The organism is Enterobacter asburiae, assembly GCF_008080435.1.
In the GTDB taxonomy this organism is placed as follows: domain Bacteria; phylum Pseudomonadota; class Gammaproteobacteria; order Enterobacterales; family Enterobacteriaceae; genus Enterobacter; species Enterobacter asburiae_C.
In genome coordinates, this window is the sequence record NZ_VRKN01000005.1 from 283,167 (window position 1) to 303,536 (window position 20,370).

The following is a 20,370-nucleotide window of genomic DNA, read 5'->3' on the forward strand; positions in this document are numbered from 1 at the left end:
ATGGCGATGCGTCTAAACGAAAATCTGGACGATAACGGCGAAATGCATGAAATCAACGTGACGCCGTTTATCGACGTTATGCTGGTTCTGCTAATTATCTTCATGGTGGCAGCGCCGCTGGCGACGGTGGATGTGAAGGTGAATTTACCTGCCTCTTCCAGCCAGCCACAGCCGCGCCCGGAAAAGCCTATCTACCTGTCGGTGAAGGCGGATAAATCCATGTTCCTTGGGAACGACCCGGTGACGGCCGACTCGGTCATCCCGGCGCTGGAGCAGCTTACTGGCGGTAAGAAAGACACCACGGTCTTCTTCCGTGCGGATAAAACCGTTGATTATGAAACCATGATGAAGGTAATGGACACGCTGCATCAGGCGGGTTACCTGAAGATTGGGCTGGTCGGCGAAGAGAAAGCGGCCTCGAAATGATAAAGAAGCTGGCGAAAGCCGGCTTTTTTTATGCCTGTCGGTTTATGCGTTTTTGTTATCCGTCGGTGCGGTGGAGGGGGTTGCCAGCGCGTCCTCATCAAGCGCCACGCAGGTGACGTTTGAGGTGCGGTACTCACCGTCTGACAGCTTGCGCGTCAGACGCAGGGTGGCGATTTCTCTGGCAAGCAGGTACTGATAATTGGCCTCGAGACGTCCGAGCAGCTTCTCTTTCAGTTCTGGCCGCTGTTCAATGATGGCGTTCATCACGGCACCGTAAATTTCTTCTTTGACCTGTAGCGGATAAATTTCACGGCGATTCTGCCATTTAAGACGAACCAGCGTCGCCGGGATCGATACCAGGTCTTGTGTAATACGCGTCATCTCGTCATTTTTTGTGTTTCTCAGTGCGTCGAGATTTTGCTTTAAGATAAATTCATCACTTTTTTTATCATCTAAAGTCAAATAAACGTCGTTATTTTTAACTTCTTTCACGTTAATCTTCCCCCAGGGTATAAAAAATTGGGTTGTTTTTTTCGCGCGTAATTAAATTAAGCCAAATTTCATTGCCCGCTTCATTAATTTCTTCAGTTTTCTCTGCCATTATTTGACTTAGTTTCTGGGCATCTATTTCACCCTCGGCCTGCAGGTCATTCAGCAGGTGGACAAAGGCTTCAATTTTTATGGCGCGAAATAAGCGGTCTTTTATATGGCGATCGTGCTCTTCCAGCAACATATTTCGGGATTTGCCAGTTCGGGAAACACCAATTAATATATCGGGCTCGAAATCAGAGAGCTTTCTTTTCCCCTGAGTGAAACTGGCCTCTTTTTCTGCTTCCATCGGTTGCTGTTCCACAGGCGTAATGTGGTACTTAGCCGGGACGAGATAGTCGGGCAGCATTTTTAATTTCCTTTAATTTCAACAGGGTGGGGTTGGTAAAGGCGTGAGATCCGTTGACAATATCATGAGGCAAATTTAAAATCAAAAAAAATGGAGCCTACCCATGAACAGCATCTTTTTTACGGTCATCACATTACTATTACTGACCGCTGGTGTTCTTTTATTGATGCAGGAGTTCAATAAAACGAAAGTGTCGAAAGACACCAGTGAACCCCCGCAACCTGAGCTGATGACAAAAGAGGAAGGTGAAGACCATTTCTCTGTATTGATGAACTCCGTTACGCCTGTCTGGTACTGGCGGGTGAACCATGAATATATCGACTTTTTACACGCGACAATTAAACGCATGAAAATGTCGGAAATTAATGACACGCCCGGACTGTTTGAGGCACAGCGTCGCTGTAGCGACCTGAATTCAGCAGTGTATAAATATTATGACAATATCAAAAAGCGTTGTCTTAACGGCGAGAAGGTATCTTATTCCGATCTGGACGTATTAAATTTGCGGCAGTGTTTTCGTGAGTTCAGCCTGGAAGCCTATCCTGAGCTGGTGGCGCTTGTCTGGCCGGAGTACGCGCGTCCGGAGGTTAACCCGGACAACGTCTGAGTGAGGTACTGTTGAGTTATTGCAAACAGTCAGCGCCGTTGAGATATACTGGGCGCTGGTTTCTTTTGCAAACAGGACTTTATGGAACGCTTTTTTGAAAATGCCATGTACGCCTCTCGCTGGATACTGGCCCCCGTCTATTTTGGCCTTTCGCTGGCACTTGTCGCGCTGACGATTAAGTTCTTTCAGGAAATCTGGCATGTTCTGCCGAACATTTTTTCCATTGCCGAAGCAGATTTGATTCTGGTTCTGCTGTCGCTGGTGGATATGACCCTGGTGGGCGGACTGCTGGTGATGGTGATGTTCTCCGGCTACGAGAATTTTGTCTCCCAGCTTGATATCGACGAGCGTAAAGAGAAGCTCAGCTGGCTGGGCAAAATGGATGCTTCGTCACTGAAGAATAAAGTGGCCGCGTCGATTGTGGCGATCTCCTCTATCCACCTGTTACGCGTGTTTATGGACGCGAAGAACGTGCCGGATAACAAACTGATGTGGTACGTCATCATCCACCTGACGTTTGTGCTGTCTGCGTTTGCGATGGGGTATCTGGATAAGATCAGTAAGAAGTAATTCCCCTCACTTAAGCTCCCTCTCCCTGTGGGAGAGGGCCGGGGTGAGGGCAACAAACCGCACTATTTATCCGACGATGCCTGCCACAGATTCAACTCCCCATCCGCAACATGCTGGTCAATCCGCTTGAGTTCGTCCTCGGTAAAACGCAGATTTTCCAGCGCCTGAACATTCTCTTCCAGCTGTTCCGGGCGGCTTGCGCCAATCAGCACGGACGTCACGCGCGCATCTTTCAGCAGCCAGCTTAGCGCCATCTGCGCCATGCTCTGACCACGGGCATGTGCCATCTCATTCAGTAAACGCAGACTGCTCAGGTTGGCGTCGGTCAGCATCTTCTGCGTCAGGCCGCGCGCTTTATTCCCTTCGCGCTGCATGCGTGAACCTTCAGGAATACCGTTCAGGTATTTTCCGGTCAGCAGACCCTGCGCCAGCGGGGTAAAGGCAATACACCCCGTACCGTTTGCTTCCAGCGCATCCAGCAAACCGGTCTTATCGACCCAGCGGTTAAGCAGGTTATAGGACGGCTGGTGGATCAGCAGCGGGATCTTCCACTCGTGCAGCAGCTCGGCCATTTTTTTTGTGCGCTCGGTTGAGTAGGAGGAAATGCCCACATACAGCGCTTTTCCGCTCTGCACAGCGTGGGCCAGCGCAGAGGCCGTCTCTTCCATCGGTGTGTTTTCATCCACGCGGTGGGAGTAGAAAATATCCACGTATTCGACACCCAGACGCTTCAGGCTCTGGTCGAGGCTGGCGAGCAGATATTTGCGTGAACCGCCTGAACCGTACGGTCCTGGCCACATGTCGTAACCCGCCTTGGTGGAGATAATCAGCTCGTCGCGATACGCGGCAAAATCCTCACGCAGCAGACGACCAAAATTCTCTTCCGCGCTACCCGCCGGAGGTCCGTAGTTATTGGCGAGATCGAAATGGGTGATGCCGAGGTCGAAGGCTTTTCGCAGCAGCACGCGCTGGGCATCAAGAGGCTGGACGTGGCCGAAGCTATGCCACAGTCCCAGTGACAGCGCGGGCAGGCGCAGGCCACTTTTCCCGCAATAACGGTATTGCATATTCTCATAGCGGCCGGGGTAAGGGTGCCAGGACATGATGTCTCCTTTCTTATCGATGAATTTTCGAAACAACGTTTTCATTCTGAACTTATCACATCACAAATTACATCACTAAGCGCAGGCATAATGGTTAACGACAGCTGTGTGACCAGTGAAGCCACACTAATTAAAAATGATCACAAAACGTTATAATTTCCCTCTTTCCTGCCGATAACGAGAGTAGTACTCGCCTCTGGGCGAACTCACCCTCACGGCAAGGAAGACTTATGAATATGCTCCGTAATTTCACGATCCGCTTCGTTATGCTGACGATTCTCGGGATCTTTTGTTTAATGTGGGCGGGTGTTGGTTTGTACAGCACCTGGTCCCTTTCTCGCGTGACTGATGGCAATGAAGTCGATCGCCAGTTGGTTAAACAGATGACGGTACTCAGCCAGGGCAACGATCAGTATTTCCGCTTTGTGACCCGTCTCTCCCGCGCAATGGAAGTCAAAGCCGCAGGCGGCACGCCGGATTTGGCTTCTGCCCAACAGGCGCTGGATAACATGGGCAAGAAACTGGCCGAGATGAAAGCGATCTCCCCTGGCCCAATGGATGAGCAGATCTCTTCCCGGGTGATCGGCACCTGGCAGGCGCTGCTCGAACAGGGCGTAACGCCGCAAATGCAGCAGGCGAAACAGGAGGCTCTGGAGGGGTATCGCCAGCAGGCCAACAACGTCACGCCACCGCTGAGCCGCGCGTTCGGTGCGGCCGCTGAGGAGTTCAACAATGCCGCCGCGAAGTCGCTCGACAGCACCCGCGTAGTGGTGGACGGCCTGACAAGCATGACCCGCACGGTGATCATCGTCGCCACGATTATTGGCCTGCTGATCCTGCTCTTCACCGACCGCTACCTGGTGGCGATGCTGGTCAAACCGCTGGATCGCATTCGCCAGCAGTTCCGCCAGATTGCCCAGGGTGATCTCAGCCAGCCTATTGAGCCGTTTGGCCGCAACTGCGTGGGACAGCTGGTGCCGCTGCTGAGCGCCATGCAGGACAGCCTGCGCGAAGCGGTCAGCACGATTCGCTCCGGCAGTGAGAATATCTGGCGCGGCGCGACGGAAATCTCTAGCGGTAACAACGATCTCTCTTCCCGTACCGAAGAGCAGGCGGCCGCGCTGGAAGAGACGGCAGCCAGCATGGAACAGCTGACCGCCACGGTGAAACTGAACGCGGAAAGCGCGCGTCAGGCAAGCCAGCTGGCAGATGTGGCCTCAACCACCGCCAGCCGCGGCGGCTCGCTGGTGGAAGAGGTGGTGACCACCATGAGCGGAATCTCGGAAAGTTCGAAGAAAATTGCTGAAATCACTAACGTTATCAACAGCATTGCCTTCCAGACCAATATTCTGGCACTCAATGCGGCGGTTGAAGCGGCGCGCGCGGGCGAACAGGGGCGTGGTTTCGCGGTAGTGGCAGGTGAAGTCCGCAACCTGGCAAGCCGCAGCGCCAACGCGGCTAAAGAGATTGAGGGGCTGATTACCGACTCCGTGTCCCGCGTAGAGCAGGGGGCGAAGCTGGTGGGCGACACCGGCACCACCATGGATGCGATTTTGCGTGACGTGACGGAAGTGACGACCATTATGAAGCAAATCGCTTCCGCCTCTGAGGAGCAAAGCAAGGGCATTTCGCAGGTCGGGATTGCCATTACCCAGATGGACGGCGTTACCCAGCAAAACGCCTCACTGGTTGAAGAGGTTTCCGCGGCGGCGGCGGCGCTGGAGCGTCAGACCGAAGATCTTCAGCGATCGGTGCAAAAGTTCCGCCTGACGGCATAACGCAACGTTGCAAGGCCGCCTGGTGCGGCCTTGCATTATTAACGCCTTCCCCATTCAGCGCGCTTTGAAACTGCTATTCTTTTGCTAACCCCCCTGACGTTCTGGGCTCTCTTCTACGAGGTGTTGCTATGAACAGATCGTTATCTGTCATCCCTGCTCTCTCTTTCATTTTTCTGATGCTGTTATCAGTTTCTGCCAGTGCGACCCAACAAGCGCAGGAACGGCGTGTGGCGCGTGATGTCAGGCAGGAAACCCGCGACGCGTCGCGGCAGGTGAAGCAGACCTGCGTGGCGAACAATAACCAGAGTAATCACGACTGCCGTCAGGACAAGCGTCAGATGAAACAGACCGGAAGACAAAAAGCGCGGGACATTAAGTATTAATCAGATTTGCGAGACGGCTTCCGGGAATGCCCCTCGTCGCCTCGCGCTAATCGCAGTATCTTCTTGCCGCGCCCTGCCCCAGGAGATGGCGCATGTGATAGAGGATTTGCTGTGTGAGCTGGTGGGATATTACGCCGATACGCTGAAAGCGCCGCGCTGGATAAATACGCCGGAAGGTCATATCGCGATTAATTAAGATTGTCTTCTGTTGCCGGGTGGCGGCTGCGCCTTACCCGGCCTACGTTATTATTTTCATGTGTTAATGTAACAATATATTTGGCATTTTCTGCACCGTAAAGGCGATGGGAATTAATATAGCCTTAAGCTCCTCCCGACATAATTAATTTTCTTATTTTATCGGAAATAATACAGTCTATGAAAAAGCTCTATATTGTATTGGCCGCCATGGCAGGCTTGGCTATGGTCAATTCAGCAATGGCGCAAAGCGTCACCGTGGATGTCCCAAGCGGTTATAAAGTGGTGATTGTCCCGTCATCCACCACGGTTCCGCAGGCGGTAACCGTCGCACCAGCACCGTCACAAACTGTCTATGCCGCGCCAGCGCCTGCTCCGGTTTATCACCCGCGTGCGCGCCATGTGGCGAGCGTGGCGGAAGGGATGGTGATTGAACATCAGTATGACGATCATCATTGATGCATCGCACTCAGCAATGCGGCAGCAGGCTAAGCGCTTGCTTAACCGCCGCCTGCAAACGTGATTCCGAAACACCGTCCCGGGCCTGCACCGACAAACCATGTAAAAAGACGGCAAAATAGTCTCCCAGACTCTGGGCATCGGTTGTATCCGGCAGTTCACCGTTATGCACTGCCTGATGGAGACGGTCGATGATCTGCTGTGTACGCTGCAGGCGATGCTGTGCCAGCCAGGTTTTGAGCGTTTCATTTTCCGCACTGACGCTGGCTGCAGAGGCCACCACCATACATCCTTGCGGCAAATCCGGATGGCAGTACAGGTGAACCGCATCCATTAACAGCGTCTGGAGGGTTTCCCGCACATTGCCCCCTGCGGAGAAGGCCCGATCTGCAAAACCGCCTTCCTGTTTTTCGTAATCGGCGATAGCTTCCCGAAAGAGCAGCTCTTTTGAACCGAACGCCTTGTAAATCCGTGCCGATGCAATCCCCAGCTCTGCCACCAGATCCGACATTGAGGTTCCTTCATAACCCTGTCGCCAGAACAGGTTGCGCGCTTTGATAAGCGCCTGGTCACGATCGAACTGGCGCGGTCTGCCTGCCATTTTGTTGCTCCGGTTGGTCCTGAATTCAGTGAAACAGGATCGCTTAAATCATCTGGATTACCAACGAATTTATAATTTTCGCTTGCGGTTATCCGGCTTTACTCCTATTGTTTGTCAATCGACAAACAATAGGAGTATACGATGAAAACCCTCAAAGGTCCCTCTCTCCATCTGGCTCAGTTCAGCGATGATGCGGCCCCATTCAATAATTTGCCTGCGATAGCCCGGTGGGCGGCGGAAACGGGGTTTAGCGCTCTGCAAATCCCGGTATGGGATCGCCGTCTCTTCGACGTGGCGACGGCGGCAGAAAGCCAGACCTACTGCGACGATCTGACCGGTATGCTGGCGGAGCATGGCCTGGTGGTGAGTGAACTGACCAGCCACATCTTCGGCCAGTTGATGGCGGTACATCCTGCTTACGACAGCTTATGCGACAGCTTTGCGCCGCCGGAAGTACACGGCAACCCACAAGCCCGCAGCGAATGGGCACGGCAACAGCTGCTGATGGCGGTCAAGGCCTCCGCCCGGCTTGGACTCAGCGATCTGGGTACCTTCTCTGGCTCGCTGGCGTGGCCCTATTTGTTCCCGTTCCCGCAGCGCCCGGAAGGGTTAATTGAAACCGCCTTTGACGAGCTGGCCAGACGCTGGATGCCGGTGCTCAACGCCTGTGACGAGGAGGGCATTAACCTCTGCTATGAGATCCATCCGAGTGAAGATCTGCATGATGGGGTGACGTTTGAAATGTTTTATCAGCGGGTGAAAGAGCATCCCCGCTGCCGGATACTTTTCGACCCCAGCCACATGGTGCTACAGCAGCTTAACTACCTGGAGTTTATTGATATTTATAAGGACATGATCAACATGTTCCACGTCAAAGACGCTGAATTTAATCCGACCGGTCGTCAGGGTATTTATGGTGGCTATCAGTCATGGGTTGATCGTGCAGGACGTTTTCGCTCATTGGGTGACGGCCAGGTTGATTTCAGGGCTATTTTCTCGAAGCTGACCCAATACGATTATGCCGGCTGGGCAACCCTGGAGTGGGAGTGCTGTCTGAAAAACCCGCTGGATGGTGCCAGAGAAGGGGCAGCGTTCATCCGCGACCACATTATTCACATCACCGATAAAGTCTTCGATGATTTCGCCGGTGCGCCAGTTAACCCTCAGCAAATAAACGCATTACTCGGCATTCGCTAAGCCACGACATTACAGGGAGTCCCCATGGAACAACAATACGGTGAGATCGCGCATGCGGATCTCAGGGCAGAACACGTCTACACGAAAGTAAACGGACAGCGCATTCATTGCGTCGTGGCGGGAAAAGGTCAACCGGTATTACTGATACCGGGCTGGCCGCAGACCTGGTATACCTGGCGCTATGTCCTTCAGGCGCTGGCGGCGGCGGGTTTTCAGGCGATAGCGGTCGATCCACCCGGCATCGGGGATTCCGATAAACCGCGCGACGGCTATGACACGGGATGCGTGGGCGCCATCCTGCATACAATGATGGCGCAAATGGGCCATTCACATTACCGCATAGTGGGCCACGATATTGGCATGTGGGTTGGTTACGCCATGGCAAGCGATTTTCCGCATTCGGTTGAGCGTCTTGTGCTGACAGAAGCGGTTATCCCAGGCCTGGCTCCGCCGCCGCCGATTTTCGTCGCACCGGAAGAGAACATTTTTCTTTGGCACTTCATGTTTAATCAACTGGCGGATTTACCCGAAACCCTGACCAGCGGGCGTGAATCACAGTATCTCAGCTTTATTTTCGACCGCTGGGCACATCGCCGCGAGCGGGTGGCTGCAAAGGTATATATCGACGCCTATTCGACACCGGGAGGACTGCGTGCAGGCTTTGACTATTATCGTGCGATCCCGGAAACCATCCGGCAAAACCAGCTCCGCGCGCAAACGCCTTTAACCATGCCAGTGCTGACGGTGGGGGCTGAATATGCGACGCGTGATGCACCGCTGACAACCCTGCAGGGTAATGCCCTGGATCTGCGGGGCGAGACGGTGGCCGGCTGCGGGCATTTTATTACCGAAGAGTGTCATGAGGCTTTTATCGGGCTCATTCTACCGTTCCTTTCAGAGGATGCGCACCATGCCGCTTGATGTGCATATTGCCGACTGGCTGACCGCGTCTTCCGGCGCGCTGCCGCCCACGTCGTTAGCCGAAATGCGCGCGGCCACCGAAGTAAATTTGTGCCAGCTGCAGGGCAAGGTCGAAACAGATGATGACGTCCAGGAGTATGTCGTTATAGCTGATGATGGTCACGGGATTACGCTTCGCGCTTATACCCCGGCCGGCTTACGTTCTGAGACCAAACGGCCAGCCATGCTGTTTGCCCACGGTGGCGGATGGTGTCTGGGGTCGCTGGCGCTGTACGATCGGCCCTGTCGGGCTCTGGCTAACTCTACCGGGCGGGTGATACTGTCAGTGGATTACCGGCTGGCTCCGGAATACCCCTTCCCGCGGCCGTTAGAGGACGTCTATCAGGCGCTGGTCTGGGTCTGTGAACGGGCTGAATACCTGGGAATTGATCTTCAGCGCCTCGCCGTGGGCGGAGATAGCGCGGGTGGGAACCTTGCCGCTGCAACCGCGCTCCTGGCACGGGATCGCGGTGGTCCTTCCATTGAACATCAGCTGCTGTTGTATCCGGCGTTAAGTCGCGATATGGCAACGGAGAGCTATCGGGAATTTGCTGAGGGCTATTATTTAACGCGAGATGCGATGGTGTTTTGCTGGGAAAACTATCTGGGCGAACGTCGGCACCCTTACGCCGAACCGCTGCATGCGGCTTCGCTGAGCGGTTTGCCGCCAGCAACTATCCTGAGCTGCGAATATGATCCCCTGCGCGATGAAGCGGAACAGTATGCGCTGCGGCTTCAGGCGGCGGGTGTGTCAGTACGCTGTGAACGGTTGCCGGGAATGGTGCATGCCTGCATTCATATGTCAGGCGTCACGTCAGCCGCACGCCAGCTTTTCGACCTGGCTCGTCTGTAATTCAGAACCTAAGTAACCCAACGCATGAGTTGGGTTACGTATTTCTGCAAAGACGATCAGTGGGTCGCTTCGCCAATCAGCGCACCCGTGCCCGCACCAACGGCTGCACCTTTCAGCACGCTCTTGCCGGTTACCGCCGCAGCGCCCGCGCCCACGGCAGCACCTACCGCGCCACCTTTACGCGCGGCTTTACCTTTGTCGCCGTTTTTGAACATGGCACCCGTGCCTGCGCCCACGACGGCGCCGCCAACGGTCGATTTCAGATCTTTGCCTGTGGCCGCGCCAATGGCAGCGCCTGCTACCGCGCCAGCGGCGGTTTTGTCGATGGCCATTCCCGAGGTGGAAAAAATGAGGGCGCTGATAACCAGCGTTGTTTTAATAAGTTTCATAACAGATCCTTTGTGACTGCTGTCGGTTGAGACGTCATTTCTCACTTTCTGACGCGAGAAAAACGTCCAGATAGTGCCAGCAATACCGACTCAACCTTTAAGCTAATCATGCCCTGGATAAGGATCTCTGCTGCCGGGCGGCGAACCGCCCGGTCAGTCGTCACGCCTGACGTTTGTCTTCGGTATTTGTCTCGAAGTCGCTCGCCGCGTGGCGTTCGTGGAGCTGCTCGTTCAGCTCGCCGCTGGTGCGGTTAACGATACGTCCGCGCTTAACGGCATGGCGATTCGCCACGTCTTTGGCCCAGCGCTGAACGTGGGTGTACTTCTCTGCATCCAGGAACTCAGCGGCGTTATAAACGCTACCCAGCGCCACGCAGCCGAACCATGGCCAGATGGCGATATCCGCGATGGTGTACTCTTCACCCGCCACGTAGCGACCCCGCGCCAGCTGTTTATCCAGCACGTCGAACAGGCGTTTGGCTTCCATGGTGAAGCGGTCAATCGCGTACTCGATTTTCACCGGTGCATAGTTGTAGAAGTGGCCAAAACCGCCGCCGAGGAACGGCGCCGCGCCCTGCAGCCAGAACAGCCAGTTCAGCGTCTCGGTGCGTCCCGCCGGATCCTTCGGCAGGAAGTGACCGAATTTCTCTGCCAGATAGAGCAGGATATTGCCGGATTCAAATACACGCGTTGGCGGGTTTGTGGAGTGGTCACGCAGCGCCGGTATTTTCGAGTTCGGGTTCACCTCAACAAACCCGCTGGAGAACTGATCGCCTTCGCCGATGCGAATCAACCATGCGTCATACTCCGCGCCCGTCACGCCCAGCGCCAGCAGCTCTTCGAGCATGATCGTCACTTTCTGGCCGTTCGGTGTGCCGAGAGAATAGAGCTGCAGCGGGTGAGAGCCTACGGGCAGTTCTTTCTCATGCGTTGCGCCGGAGATCGGACGGTTAATATTGGCGAACGCGCCGCCGCCGTTCTTTTTCCATTCCCACACTTTTGGTGGCTGATACGTGTTGTCTGACATGTTGGCCTGCCTTTTGAGTGATGTGTTGAGGGAGTTTAGCAGGAGATGAATCGACCGTTTAACGATGTGAGCGCAATGGTCAGGGCAGGTGTATGATAAATCCACCTCTGTCAGGTTAATTACAACGTGCAGACGACGACAACCCAAAAAAAATTGCCGCCTGCCTGTTTTAGGTTGGATACATGCGTAAAGGAAAGTTAAGCAGTGATGCGCCATTCGGGACATTGTTAGGCTATGCGCCCGGTGGCGTGGCGATTTACTCTTCAAATTACGGCAGTCTGGACCCGCGCAACTACCCGGAAGACGCGGATTTCCGCAGCTATATCGGCAACGAATACATGGGCCACAAGTGGCAGTGTGTTGAGTTTGCCCGCCGTTTCCTGTTTCTCAACTATGGCTTCGTGTTTACCGACGTCGGCATGGCGTGGGAAATCTTCTCCCTGCGCTTTTTGCGTCAGGTGGTGAACGATAACATTCTGCCCCTTCAGGCTTTTGCCAATGGCTCAAAACGCGCGCCGCGCGCCGGAGCGCTGCTGATCTGGCAAAAGGGCGGCGAGTTTCATGAGACCGGCCACGTGGCGGTGATCACCCAGCTTCTGGACGACAAGGTGCGTATTGCGGAGCAGAACGTGGTTCACTCCCCGCTGCCGCTTGGGCAGCAGTGGACGCGCGAGCTGCGTCTGAGCGTGGAGAACGGATGTTATACAATCCATGACACCTTCAACGACACGGAGATTCTCGGCTGGATGATCCAGACCGACGACACGGAACACTGCATTCCACAGCCGGAAATCGACGGCGAACTGCTGAAAATCAGCGGCGCGCGGCTGAAAAACACGCGTCAGTTCGACGGAAAATGGCTTAACGAAAATGACGCGCTGCAGCAGGCGTATATCCGCGCGAACGGCCATGTGATCAACAAAGATCCCTGCCAGTACTTCACCATTACCGAAAGCGCCGAGCAGGAGCTGATCAAGGCCACCAACGAACTGCACCTGATGTACCTGCACGCGACGGATAAGGTGCTGAAAGACGACAGCCTGCTGGCGCTTTTCGACATCCCGAAAATCCTCTGGCCGCGCCTGCGCCTCTCCTGGCAGTGGCGTCGCCACCATATGATCACCGGTCGTATGGATTTCTGCATGGATGAGCGCGGCATCAAGGTCTACGAGTACAACGCCGACTCCGCGTCCTGCCATACCGAGGGCGGGCTCATTCTCGAAGAGTGGGTGAAAAACGGCTATCGTGGCAACGGGCATAACCCGGCGGAAGGGCTGCTGGAAGAGCTGACCGGCGCATGGAAGCACAGCCACGCGCGGCCGTTCGTCCACATCATGCAGGACAACGATGTCGAAGAGGACTATCACGCGCTCTTCATTCAGCGTTCGCTGATGCAGGCCGGGTTCGAGACCAAAATCCTGCACGGGCTGGAGGCGCTCAGCTGGGATGCCGCCGGACAGCTGATTGATGACGAAGGTCGCCACGTCAACTGCGTGTGGAAAACCTGGGCGTGGGAAACGGCGATAGAGCAGATCCGCGAGGTTAGCGAAACCGAATACGCCGCCGTGCCGATCCGCACCGGACATCCCGAAGGTGAGGTGCGCCTGATTGACGTCCTGCTGCGCCCGGAGGTGCTGGTCTTCGAACCGCTGTGGACCGTTATTCCCGGCAACAAGGCGATTCTCCCGGTACTGTGGCAACTGTTCCCGAATCACCGTTACCTTCTCGACACCGATTTTGAGGTTAACGATCTGCTGAAACAGACCGGCTATGCCGTCAAGCCGATTGCCGGACGCTGCGGCAGCAATATCGATCTCATCAGCCCCCATGACGAACTGCTGGATAAATCCAGTGGCAAGTTTGTTGACCGTAAAAACATCTACCAGCAGCTGTGGTGCCTGCCGAAGGTCGACGGCAAGTACATACAGGTCTGCACCTTCACCGTGGGCGGGAACTACGGCGGAACCTGTCTGCGCGGTGATGACTCGCTGGTGGTGAAGAAAGAGAGCGATATCGAGCCGCTGATTGTGGTGAAGGACTCGCTATAAAAATACCCCCGCAGGGTTGAGGGTTCCCTACAAAATAATGCCTGCACAGACGACCCCCTCTCCCTTGAGGGAGAGGGCTGGGGTGAGGGGGAACATACGGCTCTGGTGGTCATTCCGTTCACTTTATGTTCCTTGCTACTCTTTAACGACATGGCCTGTGAACGTGCCAGGGTGGCTCAGTCGCCACCACCCTGGCGACCCGGGCTCCCGGCGGTAAATCGCCGCTTCGCGGTGCCCTCGGCTTATTCCTTCCGGCTTATCGGGGACGGGCGGAGGTAACGTCCCTGTAAAGCCCGCCCTCTCGGCGCATCCATGCGCCTCGCCCCGGCCTGCAGGAAACGCCTCAGCGATTTACAGCCGGACCAGGGCATCGCTGAAAGCCTTTAGTCGTTCTGAAACAAGGTTATTGCTTCTGCTTAAAAAATACTGTGGATCCCTCAGCCCGCAGGGCATCCTGCGGGGGCTTTTCCTTACCGTTCTTCCTCTTCCAGCTGTTCGCTGATCTTCAGATCGATGATGCGGCCAATCTGATCGTGATACACCGTCAGCAGGTTGTACTGGCTCATCTCGGAGATGATCTGCGGCGAGACATTAAAGCTGCGGGCCAGCTCCTCCTGGTGAAAATAGCCCGGCTGGCGCCGTCTCACGTGCGTGCGGCGGCGGTTGTACTGATACCACAAAATCAGCAGCCAGCCGTTGAGCGCGGCGAACAGTAAATAGATCAACACCGTATTAAAAGACGCAATAATCACGCCCCACCGGTAGTCGCTCTCATCGGTTAGCTGCATCCAGAGCCTGGCATACAGGAAAAACAGAAATCCTCCCCACGCCACCATCGTTAACGCGGCATCGAAAAGACGTGGCAACAGCCGATGCTCAGTCAAAATTAAGGTATTTTCGTTCATTGAATGCTTCCTTTTCCCCGGTCCGGACTGATCCAGCGCGCGCGGGCACGCTGACGTTTAAGCATGACTTTTGGAAATGCGACGAGGGTAGTGAACAGGCCAATCATCCAGTACACCATCGGGAACCAGATCACCCAGAAAAGCGAGCTGGCCACTTTTCGTTCATAGCGCCGTTCGATGTACAAACTGACCAGGAACTGCAGCAGACACATCACACCCAGCAGCAGCCCGGTAAACTCCGGTGGAAAAAGGCTCTCCACGGTCAGCCTGGCAGGAACAGGCGCGACATGGCTGAGGATGAACAGCAGCACCGTCATCGCGTACGCGAAGGCCCACAGCGTTGACAGCGCGTACTCCATAAACAAGGGCCACATGCGGTGATGCTCCCAGCGCACAATCTTGCGAAGGTTGACCAGAAACACCTCCGCGCCCCCCTGGGCCCAGCGCAGACGCTGTTTCCACAGGCCCTTCAGCGTCTCCGGCATCAGGATCCAGCACAGCGCCCGCGGCTCGAAAAAGATATCCCAGTGGCGCAGCTGGAGCTTCCAGCTGATGTCGATGTCTTCGGTGATCATGTCCGGGCTCCAGTACCCGACATCCGCCAGCGCCTGTCGGCGAAACGCGGCAATGACGCCGGAGACGGTAAAGACCCGGCCATAGATCCGCTGCGTCCGCTTGATGAGCCCAATGATGGATGAGAACTCACCCACCTGAATGCGACCAATCAGCGTGGAGCGCGTGCGAATACGCGGGTTCCCGGTGACCGCGCCGACGTGGGGGTACTGAATCAGCGGTGCCACCAGATAAGCGGCCGTATCGCGATCGAGCAGGGCGTCGCCGTCAATGCAGACCAGCAGATCGCCCCGGGCCGCCGCTGCCCCGGCTTTGAGCGCCAGCGCTTTCCCCTGATTTTCCGCAAGGTTAATCACCCGCAGGCGCGGCTGTTCCTGCGCCAGCGCCTGCAAAACCTCCGCGGTGTTGTCAGAAGAGCCGTCGTTGATGGCGATAACTTCTATATTTTCATACCGCTGATCCAGCGCGGCGCTGATGGTCTCCCGGGCATTCCTTCCCTCGTTGAAACAGGGGATAAGAATGGAGATGAGCGGCTCACCCGCGAGCGTTGGGGCGGGCGTGTCTTTATCCCACGACCAGTGGCGTTCAAGCTGAAACCAGAAATAGAGGCCGCCGGTTATCCAGAGCACCGACATGAACAGCGGCCAGAAGAACACAAAATCCAGAATCAGTTCGCCGGTAAAGAGGGCGGCCACACCTAATGGCAACCCGAATACCAGACATAAAATAGAGAATGCGATAATGCGATCAGTCATTGTCAGGGTACCAGTACGAAGAAAATTCAGGCCTGATGCGTGAGATATCAGGTTGGTTGTTGATGAAGTCGTCGGGGTAGTAACCGTAGTTTTTGACGCCGTTCAGCTGGAGCACGCGCATCCACTGCACAAGCTGGCTATCGGAAACGGCGCGCTGCGGTTTCTGGTCCCAGTCCCTGGCCTGCAGCTCGAAAATGGTTTTATCGAGCGCGCCGGGGCGCGTGGCGACCGCTTTAACCAGACGCGTCAGCCAGGCATCGCTCTCGTCTACCGGAACGGACTCCATCAGCGGCATGGCCATCGGCACCGTCCAGTCATACTCCGCCAGAAAGTCGTCAAGATTCTGCGCAAACCACGCTTCGCTTTCAGGCTGCAGAATGGGTAGGGCAAACATATTGCGGGCGGTTTTTATCTGCGGGCCACGAATATGCTTCACCGCCAGGCCCAGGGCGTGGGTAAACCCCATAAGCAGTTGGCTCTTCTGGCGAGTCGTGTCCTGTCCGGCATCGTCCACGTCTGTCAACACCGCATCGTCATGGAACAGGATCCCATTGAAGCTGGCATAGCGGGCCAGATCTTCATAGATGTCCGTCACCTGCTGGCGCACCTGCGGGTCCCACGGGGAGAGCCGGATATAGGGCTCGGTGGCTTCGCGCAGCTGGCCGGTTTGAGGATCCCGGCGCTGCACGCGCGGCATGGAAGGATCGAGATCGAACGAGAGCACCGGCATCCACGCGAAGACTTTTACTCCCGCGCGGGTTTGCAGCTGCCAGGCGACAAAATTAAAGAGATCGGCCCGGACTGGCAGCCGGCGGTTGGGGAAATAGAGCGCCTTGATCCTGCCGTCGCCCTGCGGGTCGGCAAACGCCTGCAGGAAAACATGGCTGATTTTCATGTCGTAGACCCGCTGGATCAGCTTGTTGATGTTTTGGGTCTGCTGGGCCGGATCGGGATCGTAAACATAGTCGAGATCGACGTGCATGACGCGCACGGGTTCGCGCTCCTGAACCTGGCCGATCGTACTGGCAAACGCCTTGAGCGAGGGATTTCCGGCGATCAGCAGACGGGGGATGTTGCCCAGCTCCTGCACATTCCCCAGTCCGTCCTCAAGGGTAAAGGCCAACTGATAACCCTGCTGTCTGGCGATAGCGAGTGACGTCCCGTTGGCGGCGCCGTAAGGCCAGACCCAGGCGCGCGGCGCCTTTCCCGTCACCTGGGTGATTTTTTCCGTCACTTTGCGAACATCATCGCCGATCCGCTGGTTGAACTGTTGATCGGTTTCATAGCGGCCCGTCGCGCTATCATAAAAGCGATTGGCGATCGCCGGTTCCCGGCTGCCCTGCGGGTTGGCCGGAATACCGTAATGCGAAGCCCAGGTATGCGATCCGATCTCAATCAGCGGGGACTGGCTGAGCTCACGCACCATGTCCCACGTCGCGAAGCGATCGCGGGGCGTCATCAGGCCGCCAAAATTCACCTTTTGATTTGCTGGCGTATCGACCCAACTGCCCACCGGCGCCCACAGCGCAGGGACGTTCCAGGCCTGAAGCAGTGGCCAGACGCGGGTGTAGAAGCTCCTGTAGCCGTCATCAAAGCTGAGCAGAACGGCTTTCGGCGGCAGCGTTTTTTTCCCGTCATGCGCATCGAGAATGTCCTGCACGCTGATGGCGTGATAGCCGTTGTGCAGAAGCCAGCTTATCTGCTCGTTTAACGCGCTGGTGCGAACAGAGAGGTAGCGTTGATCGGCAGCATCATCTTCTACGTCGTGGTAAGCCAGGACCAGAAACTGGTTCTTCGGCCAGGGTTTACTCGCCTCCAGCTGTGGCCGCTCTTTGGGCGCAATGAACGAGATCGCCTGCGCGCAGACATTCGCGCTGAGGCAGAGCCAGCCGATGAGTATCAGGCTCACGGAAAAACGTGTGTTCAGCATATTCATCCTTAAAAGCGTAAAGTCGCGTCAAACGTGACGGAGAGATTGCTCTCGCGTTTGCCGTCGTAAGGGCGTTTATCCCAGTTCAGCATCACGCCGGTATCAATAACGTTGTTCCACTGGACGCGTTGTCCGTAACCCAGCAGGGCGATGGCGCCAGCGGACTGATTTTTCTGCCAGTAGCTGCCGCCTCCCGCCACGAACTGCTGGCTCCAGAGAGTGTCGTAATGGCGGACCATCTCATGGTCAACGGCCAGGGCAGCCGTCACGGACAGATCCCGCGCCGGGTTGTAATAGAGCGTGTCCCGCAGGCTGTTTTTACTGGCGGCGATCCCCGGTTCGAGATCCAGCGTCAGGGACGGGGTCTGCCAGAGACGTTCCTTGCCCGTGAGGGTGTATTCCTGGCGACGGTTATGATCGGAGAAGCGGCTGAGGGCGGCGCTGAACTGGTACTCACGCCGCTCGTTTTGATACCAGCGCACCCCGCCTTCACCCCGGTTTGCACTCACCCCGTTGCGTAACGCCCGAAGGGGCGTGGTGCGCGACAGGCGTTCAAGGCTGCCGTTGACCTGCCAGTTATCGGTCACAAAGTACGTTGTTGCGAGGCGAGCACCCGGCTTGTTTGCCCCGTGATAGCGGTTGCTGGAGATCTCGGCTTCGAGCTGGAGGTCGCGTGGCCGCCATTCGACGCCGCCCAAAAGGTGACGGCTGGTGCCTTTGCCTTCATCGAAATTACTCTGCGCATAGCGGGTGCCCGCAAACAGCCGCCAGTTATCCGCTACAGGTGGGCCATAGAGCGTGGCGTCCCAGCTCAGGTCGTGTGTCCCGCTGACGGGGCTATCGGAGTGCAAGCCTTTGCTTGCGTTGAGGCGCAGTTCGGACATGTGATGGACCGTTCGGAGCCTGTCGAGACGCCTGGCGCTGCGATCGGCGGGTGCGCGAGCCAGCACGTCGTCGGCCAGTAAATCCATCTGTCGCCACTCCTGCAGATCCATCGCGACGTAAGCCTGCTGTTGCTCTAGCTCTGCATTGGACGGCTCCAGAGCCTCCGCCATTTTCAGTTTTTGCTCGGCCGCGCGCGGCAGGCCCCGCGCCTGAAGCAGGGTGGCGTAGTCAATCTGTAATCCCTGATTGCCCGACGCCGTTGTCGCCAGATGGTGCGCCAGCTTTTCGGCTTCCGGCAGGGCATTCGTCGCCAGCAAATAGTTAAAACGGAGCGACTGCCCGGTAAGCCACCGATCGTTCGGCTGAGGGGTAGGGGAACCGAAATCGTAACGGGTCCAGGGGACGTTGCGGGTCTGGCGCTCTACATACTGGCGGGCGGACTGATACTGTCCCGTATCCAGCCAGGCGTAAAAAAGCGCGTGCTCCTCGTCCTGCGGGTCGGAAGCGTATTGCGGATAGCGTTGCAGAAGCGAGAAGGCGGCGGCAGCGTTTTTCTCCTGCAGATACGCGGAGATCACCCAGCCGATGGCCCAGCCCGGCACCGGATGCTGCGCTGTCGTCAGCGCCTGATATTCACGGATGACCCGCGTGTAATCGCCATGCGCATACAGCGCACCAAGCCTGTCGATACGCGCCAGGACAACGTCTTCCGTCGCCTGCGGCTCGTTTTGCCAGCGAGCAAGCAGGGTGTCGTAACGATTCAGCGCGGTTTGCGCAAGCTGCAGGCGCTCCTTTTCTGTTCTGCCAGGCACATCGGCGAGGCGAACCCGTTCGGCGGCAGCATTACGCTCAAGACGACGACGCTCAGCGGGGGACAGCGTCACGCTTTGTGAAAGCTGGAGCGCGGGGGTATTCACCCGGTTATCCGTTAGCGCGTCGATCAGCTCGCTGAGGAGCGCTTTATTCTCAGGTGCGACATTCAGCGCGCGCGTGTCAGCCAGAAGCCGATCCCAGCTTTTTCCCTGGCGTAACCAGACATACGAGAGTGTCTGAAGATGCGCCTGAGAGGGATTTTCCGCCACCAACTGTCGGGCTTCCTGCAGGGCAAGCGTGTCCATGCGGGCATCGGCCAGGGTTTTGATATAGCCGATACGATAATCATCGTTATCCGGCGCAAGGCTACGTGCCTCTTTCCAGAGCGTCAGGGCCGGCTGCCACGCTTTTTGATTTCGCCTGGATTGCGCGACAGCAGCAATGCCACGGGCGGGCAGCGGCATATAAATGCCATAACGCTGCCAGACCTGAATAACCTCGCCATCATGACCCGCCCAGGCTGCCACCTGTAACCAGTCCGCAACTTGTTCAGATGTCAGGGCATGCTGCTGCTGATAACGCTGAAGATAATCGAGAAACGGCGTGTAATTACCGTTACGCGCCTGTTGAATCTGTTGCTCATAAACAGATTCAGTAGCCTGAGCCAGAACAGGAAAGAGGAATAACAGGAACAATAATGTTGGGGTGCGATAAAAGAATAACGTATTGAAGCGAAGTGATCTTTCCATATCTATTTGCCATTTGTTTATCATGAATCCATTGCATAACACGGCCGCCTTTAAACTCAGCGTTAAAGGCCATAAATGAGAACATTAAATCTGAATGCAGTGATGTTACGGGGTACTTACCTGAAGGTAATTATGGATCCTTATCTCAGTGGACTGGGTGAAAGCTAATGTACACCTGATATGTTGCCGGATAAATATGTTGAAAAGCGGGTGTGTCGTTTTGAGATAATTCTGGATTGAGTGGTTTTTGGCGTTTTTATTGAATT

20 protein-coding genes are annotated in these 20,370 nt (G+C 56.0%); 10 read left to right on the plus strand and 10 right to left on the minus strand.

All coding sequences use genetic code 11. From position 1 onward, the window contains the following. The gene (gene exbD, locus FU672_RS12420) at positions 1 to 426 is read left to right on the plus strand and encodes a TonB system transport protein ExbD (protein WP_023309173.1); all 426 of its coding nucleotides are present in this window, start codon (positions 1 to 3) and stop codon (positions 424 to 426) included. Positions 427 to 468: 42 nt separating this feature from the next. Here the strand turns inward: exbD and FU672_RS12425 are convergent, their stop codons facing one another. Then, a complete protein-coding gene (locus FU672_RS12425; protein ID WP_032659963.1) occupies positions 469 to 918 on the minus strand; it encodes a hypothetical protein in 450 nt (149 codons plus the stop codon). A gap of 1 nt (position 919) precedes the next feature. After that, positions 920 to 1,324: a hypothetical protein gene (locus tag FU672_RS12430; protein ID WP_148243456.1), complete on the minus strand. Its 405-nt coding sequence runs from the start codon at positions 1,322 to 1,324 to the stop codon at positions 920 to 922. A 103-nt stretch (positions 1,325 to 1,427) separates the two neighbouring features. Between FU672_RS12430 and FU672_RS12435 the strand changes: the two genes are divergently transcribed. Then, positions 1,428 to 1,931: an ESA_00282 family adhesion-associated protein gene (locus FU672_RS12435; RefSeq protein WP_023309170.1), complete on the plus strand. Its 504-nt coding sequence runs from the start codon at positions 1,428 to 1,430 to the stop codon at positions 1,929 to 1,931. 81 nt (positions 1,932 to 2,012) lie between these two features. Beyond that, a complete protein-coding gene (locus tag FU672_RS12440; RefSeq protein ID WP_148243457.1) occupies positions 2,013 to 2,501 on the plus strand; it encodes a TIGR00645 family protein in 489 nt (162 codons plus the stop codon). 62 nt (positions 2,502 to 2,563) lie between these two features. Here the strand turns inward: FU672_RS12440 and FU672_RS12445 are convergent, their stop codons facing one another. Beyond that, positions 2,564 to 3,604, minus strand: a complete 1,041-nt coding sequence (locus tag FU672_RS12445; protein WP_148243458.1) for an aldo/keto reductase — start codon at positions 3,602 to 3,604, stop codon at positions 2,564 to 2,566. A gap of 230 nt (positions 3,605 to 3,834) precedes the next feature. Between FU672_RS12445 and FU672_RS12450 the strand changes: the two genes are divergently transcribed. The 3 genes from FU672_RS12450 (at position 3,835) to FU672_RS12460 (ending at position 6,419) form a co-directional block, all read left to right on the plus strand. Then, entirely contained in the window at positions 3,835 to 5,382 is a 1,548-nt protein-coding gene (locus tag FU672_RS12450) for a methyl-accepting chemotaxis protein (RefSeq protein WP_148243459.1), read from the plus strand. 128 nt (positions 5,383 to 5,510) lie between these two features. Continuing rightward, positions 5,511 to 5,765: a hypothetical protein gene (locus FU672_RS12455; protein WP_148243460.1), complete on the plus strand. Its 255-nt coding sequence runs from the start codon at positions 5,511 to 5,513 to the stop codon at positions 5,763 to 5,765. Between the two features lie 375 nt (positions 5,766 to 6,140). Further along, entirely contained in the window at positions 6,141 to 6,419 is a 279-nt protein-coding gene (locus FU672_RS12460) for a hypothetical protein (protein WP_133550511.1), read from the plus strand. Between the two features lie 10 nt (positions 6,420 to 6,429). On the opposite strand, the gene FU672_RS12465 is transcribed toward FU672_RS12460, so the two are convergent. Next, entirely contained in the window at positions 6,430 to 7,020 is a 591-nt protein-coding gene (locus FU672_RS12465) for a TetR/AcrR family transcriptional regulator (protein WP_148243461.1), read from the minus strand. Between the two features lie 141 nt (positions 7,021 to 7,161). Here FU672_RS12465 and FU672_RS12470 point away from each other — a divergent pair, with 141 nt between their 5' ends. Genes FU672_RS12470 through FU672_RS12480 form a run of 3 tightly spaced genes read left to right on the plus strand, consistent with a single transcriptional unit; the run spans position 7,162 to position 10,030 of the window. After that, positions 7,162 to 8,217 (plus strand): sugar phosphate isomerase/epimerase family protein, encoded by a 1,056-nt coding sequence (locus FU672_RS12470; protein WP_148243462.1) that lies wholly within the window; start codon positions 7,162 to 7,164, stop codon positions 8,215 to 8,217. Positions 8,218 to 8,241: 24 nt separating this feature from the next. Further along, positions 8,242 to 9,138 carry an alpha/beta fold hydrolase gene (locus FU672_RS12475; RefSeq protein ID WP_148243463.1) on the plus strand — a complete coding sequence of 299 codons (897 nt, stop codon included), beginning with the start codon at positions 8,242 to 8,244 and terminating at the stop codon, positions 9,136 to 9,138. Then, entirely contained in the window at positions 9,128 to 10,030 is a 903-nt protein-coding gene (locus FU672_RS12480; protein ID WP_148243464.1) for an alpha/beta hydrolase, read from the plus strand. Before FU672_RS12475 ends, FU672_RS12480 begins: the two co-directional genes overlap by 11 nt. Before the next feature lie 56 nt (positions 10,031 to 10,086). On the opposite strand, the gene FU672_RS12485 is transcribed toward FU672_RS12480, so the two are convergent. Together FU672_RS12485 and yghU are read right to left on the minus strand one after the other, a co-directional pair. Next, positions 10,087 to 10,419 (minus strand): glycine zipper domain-containing protein, encoded by a 333-nt coding sequence (locus FU672_RS12485; RefSeq protein ID WP_008499797.1) that lies wholly within the window; start codon positions 10,417 to 10,419, stop codon positions 10,087 to 10,089. Between the two features lie 160 nt (positions 10,420 to 10,579). Beyond that, positions 10,580 to 11,446, minus strand: coding sequence for a glutathione-dependent disulfide-bond oxidoreductase (gene yghU, locus FU672_RS12490; protein WP_148243465.1), 867 nt, complete (start codon positions 11,444 to 11,446; stop codon positions 10,580 to 10,582). A gap of 182 nt (positions 11,447 to 11,628) precedes the next feature. Here yghU and gss point away from each other — a divergent pair, with 182 nt between their 5' ends. Beyond that, entirely contained in the window at positions 11,629 to 13,494 is a 1,866-nt protein-coding gene (gene gss / locus FU672_RS12495) for a bifunctional glutathionylspermidine amidase/synthase (RefSeq protein ID WP_148243466.1), read from the plus strand. Between the two features lie 470 nt (positions 13,495 to 13,964). Here gss and pgaD read toward each other — a convergent pair whose 3' ends face one another. The 4 genes from pgaD to pgaA are packed head-to-tail and all read right to left on the minus strand — an operon-like array spanning position 13,965 to position 20,104. Continuing rightward, on the minus strand, positions 13,965 to 14,399 hold the full coding sequence (pgaD, locus tag FU672_RS12505; protein WP_148243467.1) for a poly-beta-1,6-N-acetyl-D-glucosamine biosynthesis protein PgaD: 435 nt from the start codon (positions 14,397 to 14,399) through the stop codon (positions 13,965 to 13,967). Then, positions 14,396 to 15,727, minus strand: coding sequence for a poly-beta-1,6-N-acetyl-D-glucosamine synthase (gene pgaC / locus FU672_RS12510; RefSeq protein WP_148243468.1), 1,332 nt, complete (start codon positions 15,725 to 15,727; stop codon positions 14,396 to 14,398). The genes pgaD and pgaC overlap by 4 nt, the downstream gene beginning before the upstream one ends. Further along, entirely contained in the window at positions 15,720 to 17,657 is a 1,938-nt protein-coding gene (gene pgaB / locus FU672_RS12515; RefSeq protein ID WP_148243469.1) for a poly-beta-1,6-N-acetyl-D-glucosamine N-deacetylase PgaB, read from the minus strand. Before pgaB ends, pgaC begins: the two co-directional genes overlap by 8 nt. Positions 17,658 to 17,665: 8 nt before the next feature. After that, positions 17,666 to 20,104 (minus strand): poly-beta-1,6 N-acetyl-D-glucosamine export porin PgaA, encoded by a 2,439-nt coding sequence (gene pgaA / locus FU672_RS12520; protein ID WP_148243470.1) that lies wholly within the window; start codon positions 20,102 to 20,104, stop codon positions 17,666 to 17,668. Positions 20,105 to 20,370 lie beyond the last annotated feature (266 nt).

Bases quoted from the DNA above. Each gene is read 5' to 3' on its own strand.
- FU672_RS12465 (WP_148243461.1), bottom strand. From the start codon at position 7,020: ATGGCAGGCAGACCGCGCCAGTTCGATCGTGACCAGGCGCTTATCAAA.
- FU672_RS12460 (WP_133550511.1), top strand. From the start codon at position 6,141: ATGAAAAAGCTCTATATTGTATTGGCCGCCATGGCAGGCTTGGCTATG.
- FU672_RS12445 (WP_148243458.1), bottom strand. From the start codon at position 3,604: ATGTCCTGGCACCCTTACCCCGGCCGCTATGAGAATATGCAATACCGT.
- FU672_RS12475 (WP_148243463.1), top strand. From the start codon at position 8,242: ATGGAACAACAATACGGTGAGATCGCGCATGCGGATCTCAGGGCAGAA.
- gss (WP_148243466.1), top strand. From the start codon at position 11,629: ATGCGTAAAGGAAAGTTAAGCAGTGATGCGCCATTCGGGACATTGTTA.
- pgaB (WP_148243469.1), bottom strand. From the start codon at position 17,657: ATGCTGAACACACGTTTTTCCGTGAGCCTGATACTCATCGGCTGGCTC.
- pgaD (WP_148243467.1), bottom strand. From the start codon at position 14,399: ATGAACGAAAATACCTTAATTTTGACTGAGCATCGGCTGTTGCCACGT.
- FU672_RS12450 (WP_148243459.1), top strand. From the start codon at position 3,835: ATGAATATGCTCCGTAATTTCACGATCCGCTTCGTTATGCTGACGATT.
- pgaA (WP_148243470.1), bottom strand. From the start codon at position 20,104: ATGGAAAGATCACTTCGCTTCAATACGTTATTCTTTTATCGCACCCCA.
- FU672_RS12455 (WP_148243460.1), top strand. From the start codon at position 5,511: ATGAACAGATCGTTATCTGTCATCCCTGCTCTCTCTTTCATTTTTCTG.
- FU672_RS12430 (WP_148243456.1), bottom strand. From the start codon at position 1,324: ATGCTGCCCGACTATCTCGTCCCGGCTAAGTACCACATTACGCCTGTG.
- exbD (WP_023309173.1), top strand. From the start codon at position 1: ATGGCGATGCGTCTAAACGAAAATCTGGACGATAACGGCGAAATGCAT.
- yghU (WP_148243465.1), bottom strand. From the start codon at position 11,446: ATGTCAGACAACACGTATCAGCCACCAAAAGTGTGGGAATGGAAAAAG.
- FU672_RS12485 (WP_008499797.1), bottom strand. From the start codon at position 10,419: ATGAAACTTATTAAAACAACGCTGGTTATCAGCGCCCTCATTTTTTCC.
- pgaC (WP_148243468.1), bottom strand. From the start codon at position 15,727: ATGACTGATCGCATTATCGCATTCTCTATTTTATGTCTGGTATTCGGG.
- FU672_RS12470 (WP_148243462.1), top strand. From the start codon at position 7,162: ATGAAAACCCTCAAAGGTCCCTCTCTCCATCTGGCTCAGTTCAGCGAT.
- FU672_RS12480 (WP_148243464.1), top strand. From the start codon at position 9,128: ATGCCGCTTGATGTGCATATTGCCGACTGGCTGACCGCGTCTTCCGGC.
- FU672_RS12435 (WP_023309170.1), top strand. From the start codon at position 1,428: ATGAACAGCATCTTTTTTACGGTCATCACATTACTATTACTGACCGCT.
- FU672_RS12440 (WP_148243457.1), top strand. From the start codon at position 2,013: ATGGAACGCTTTTTTGAAAATGCCATGTACGCCTCTCGCTGGATACTG.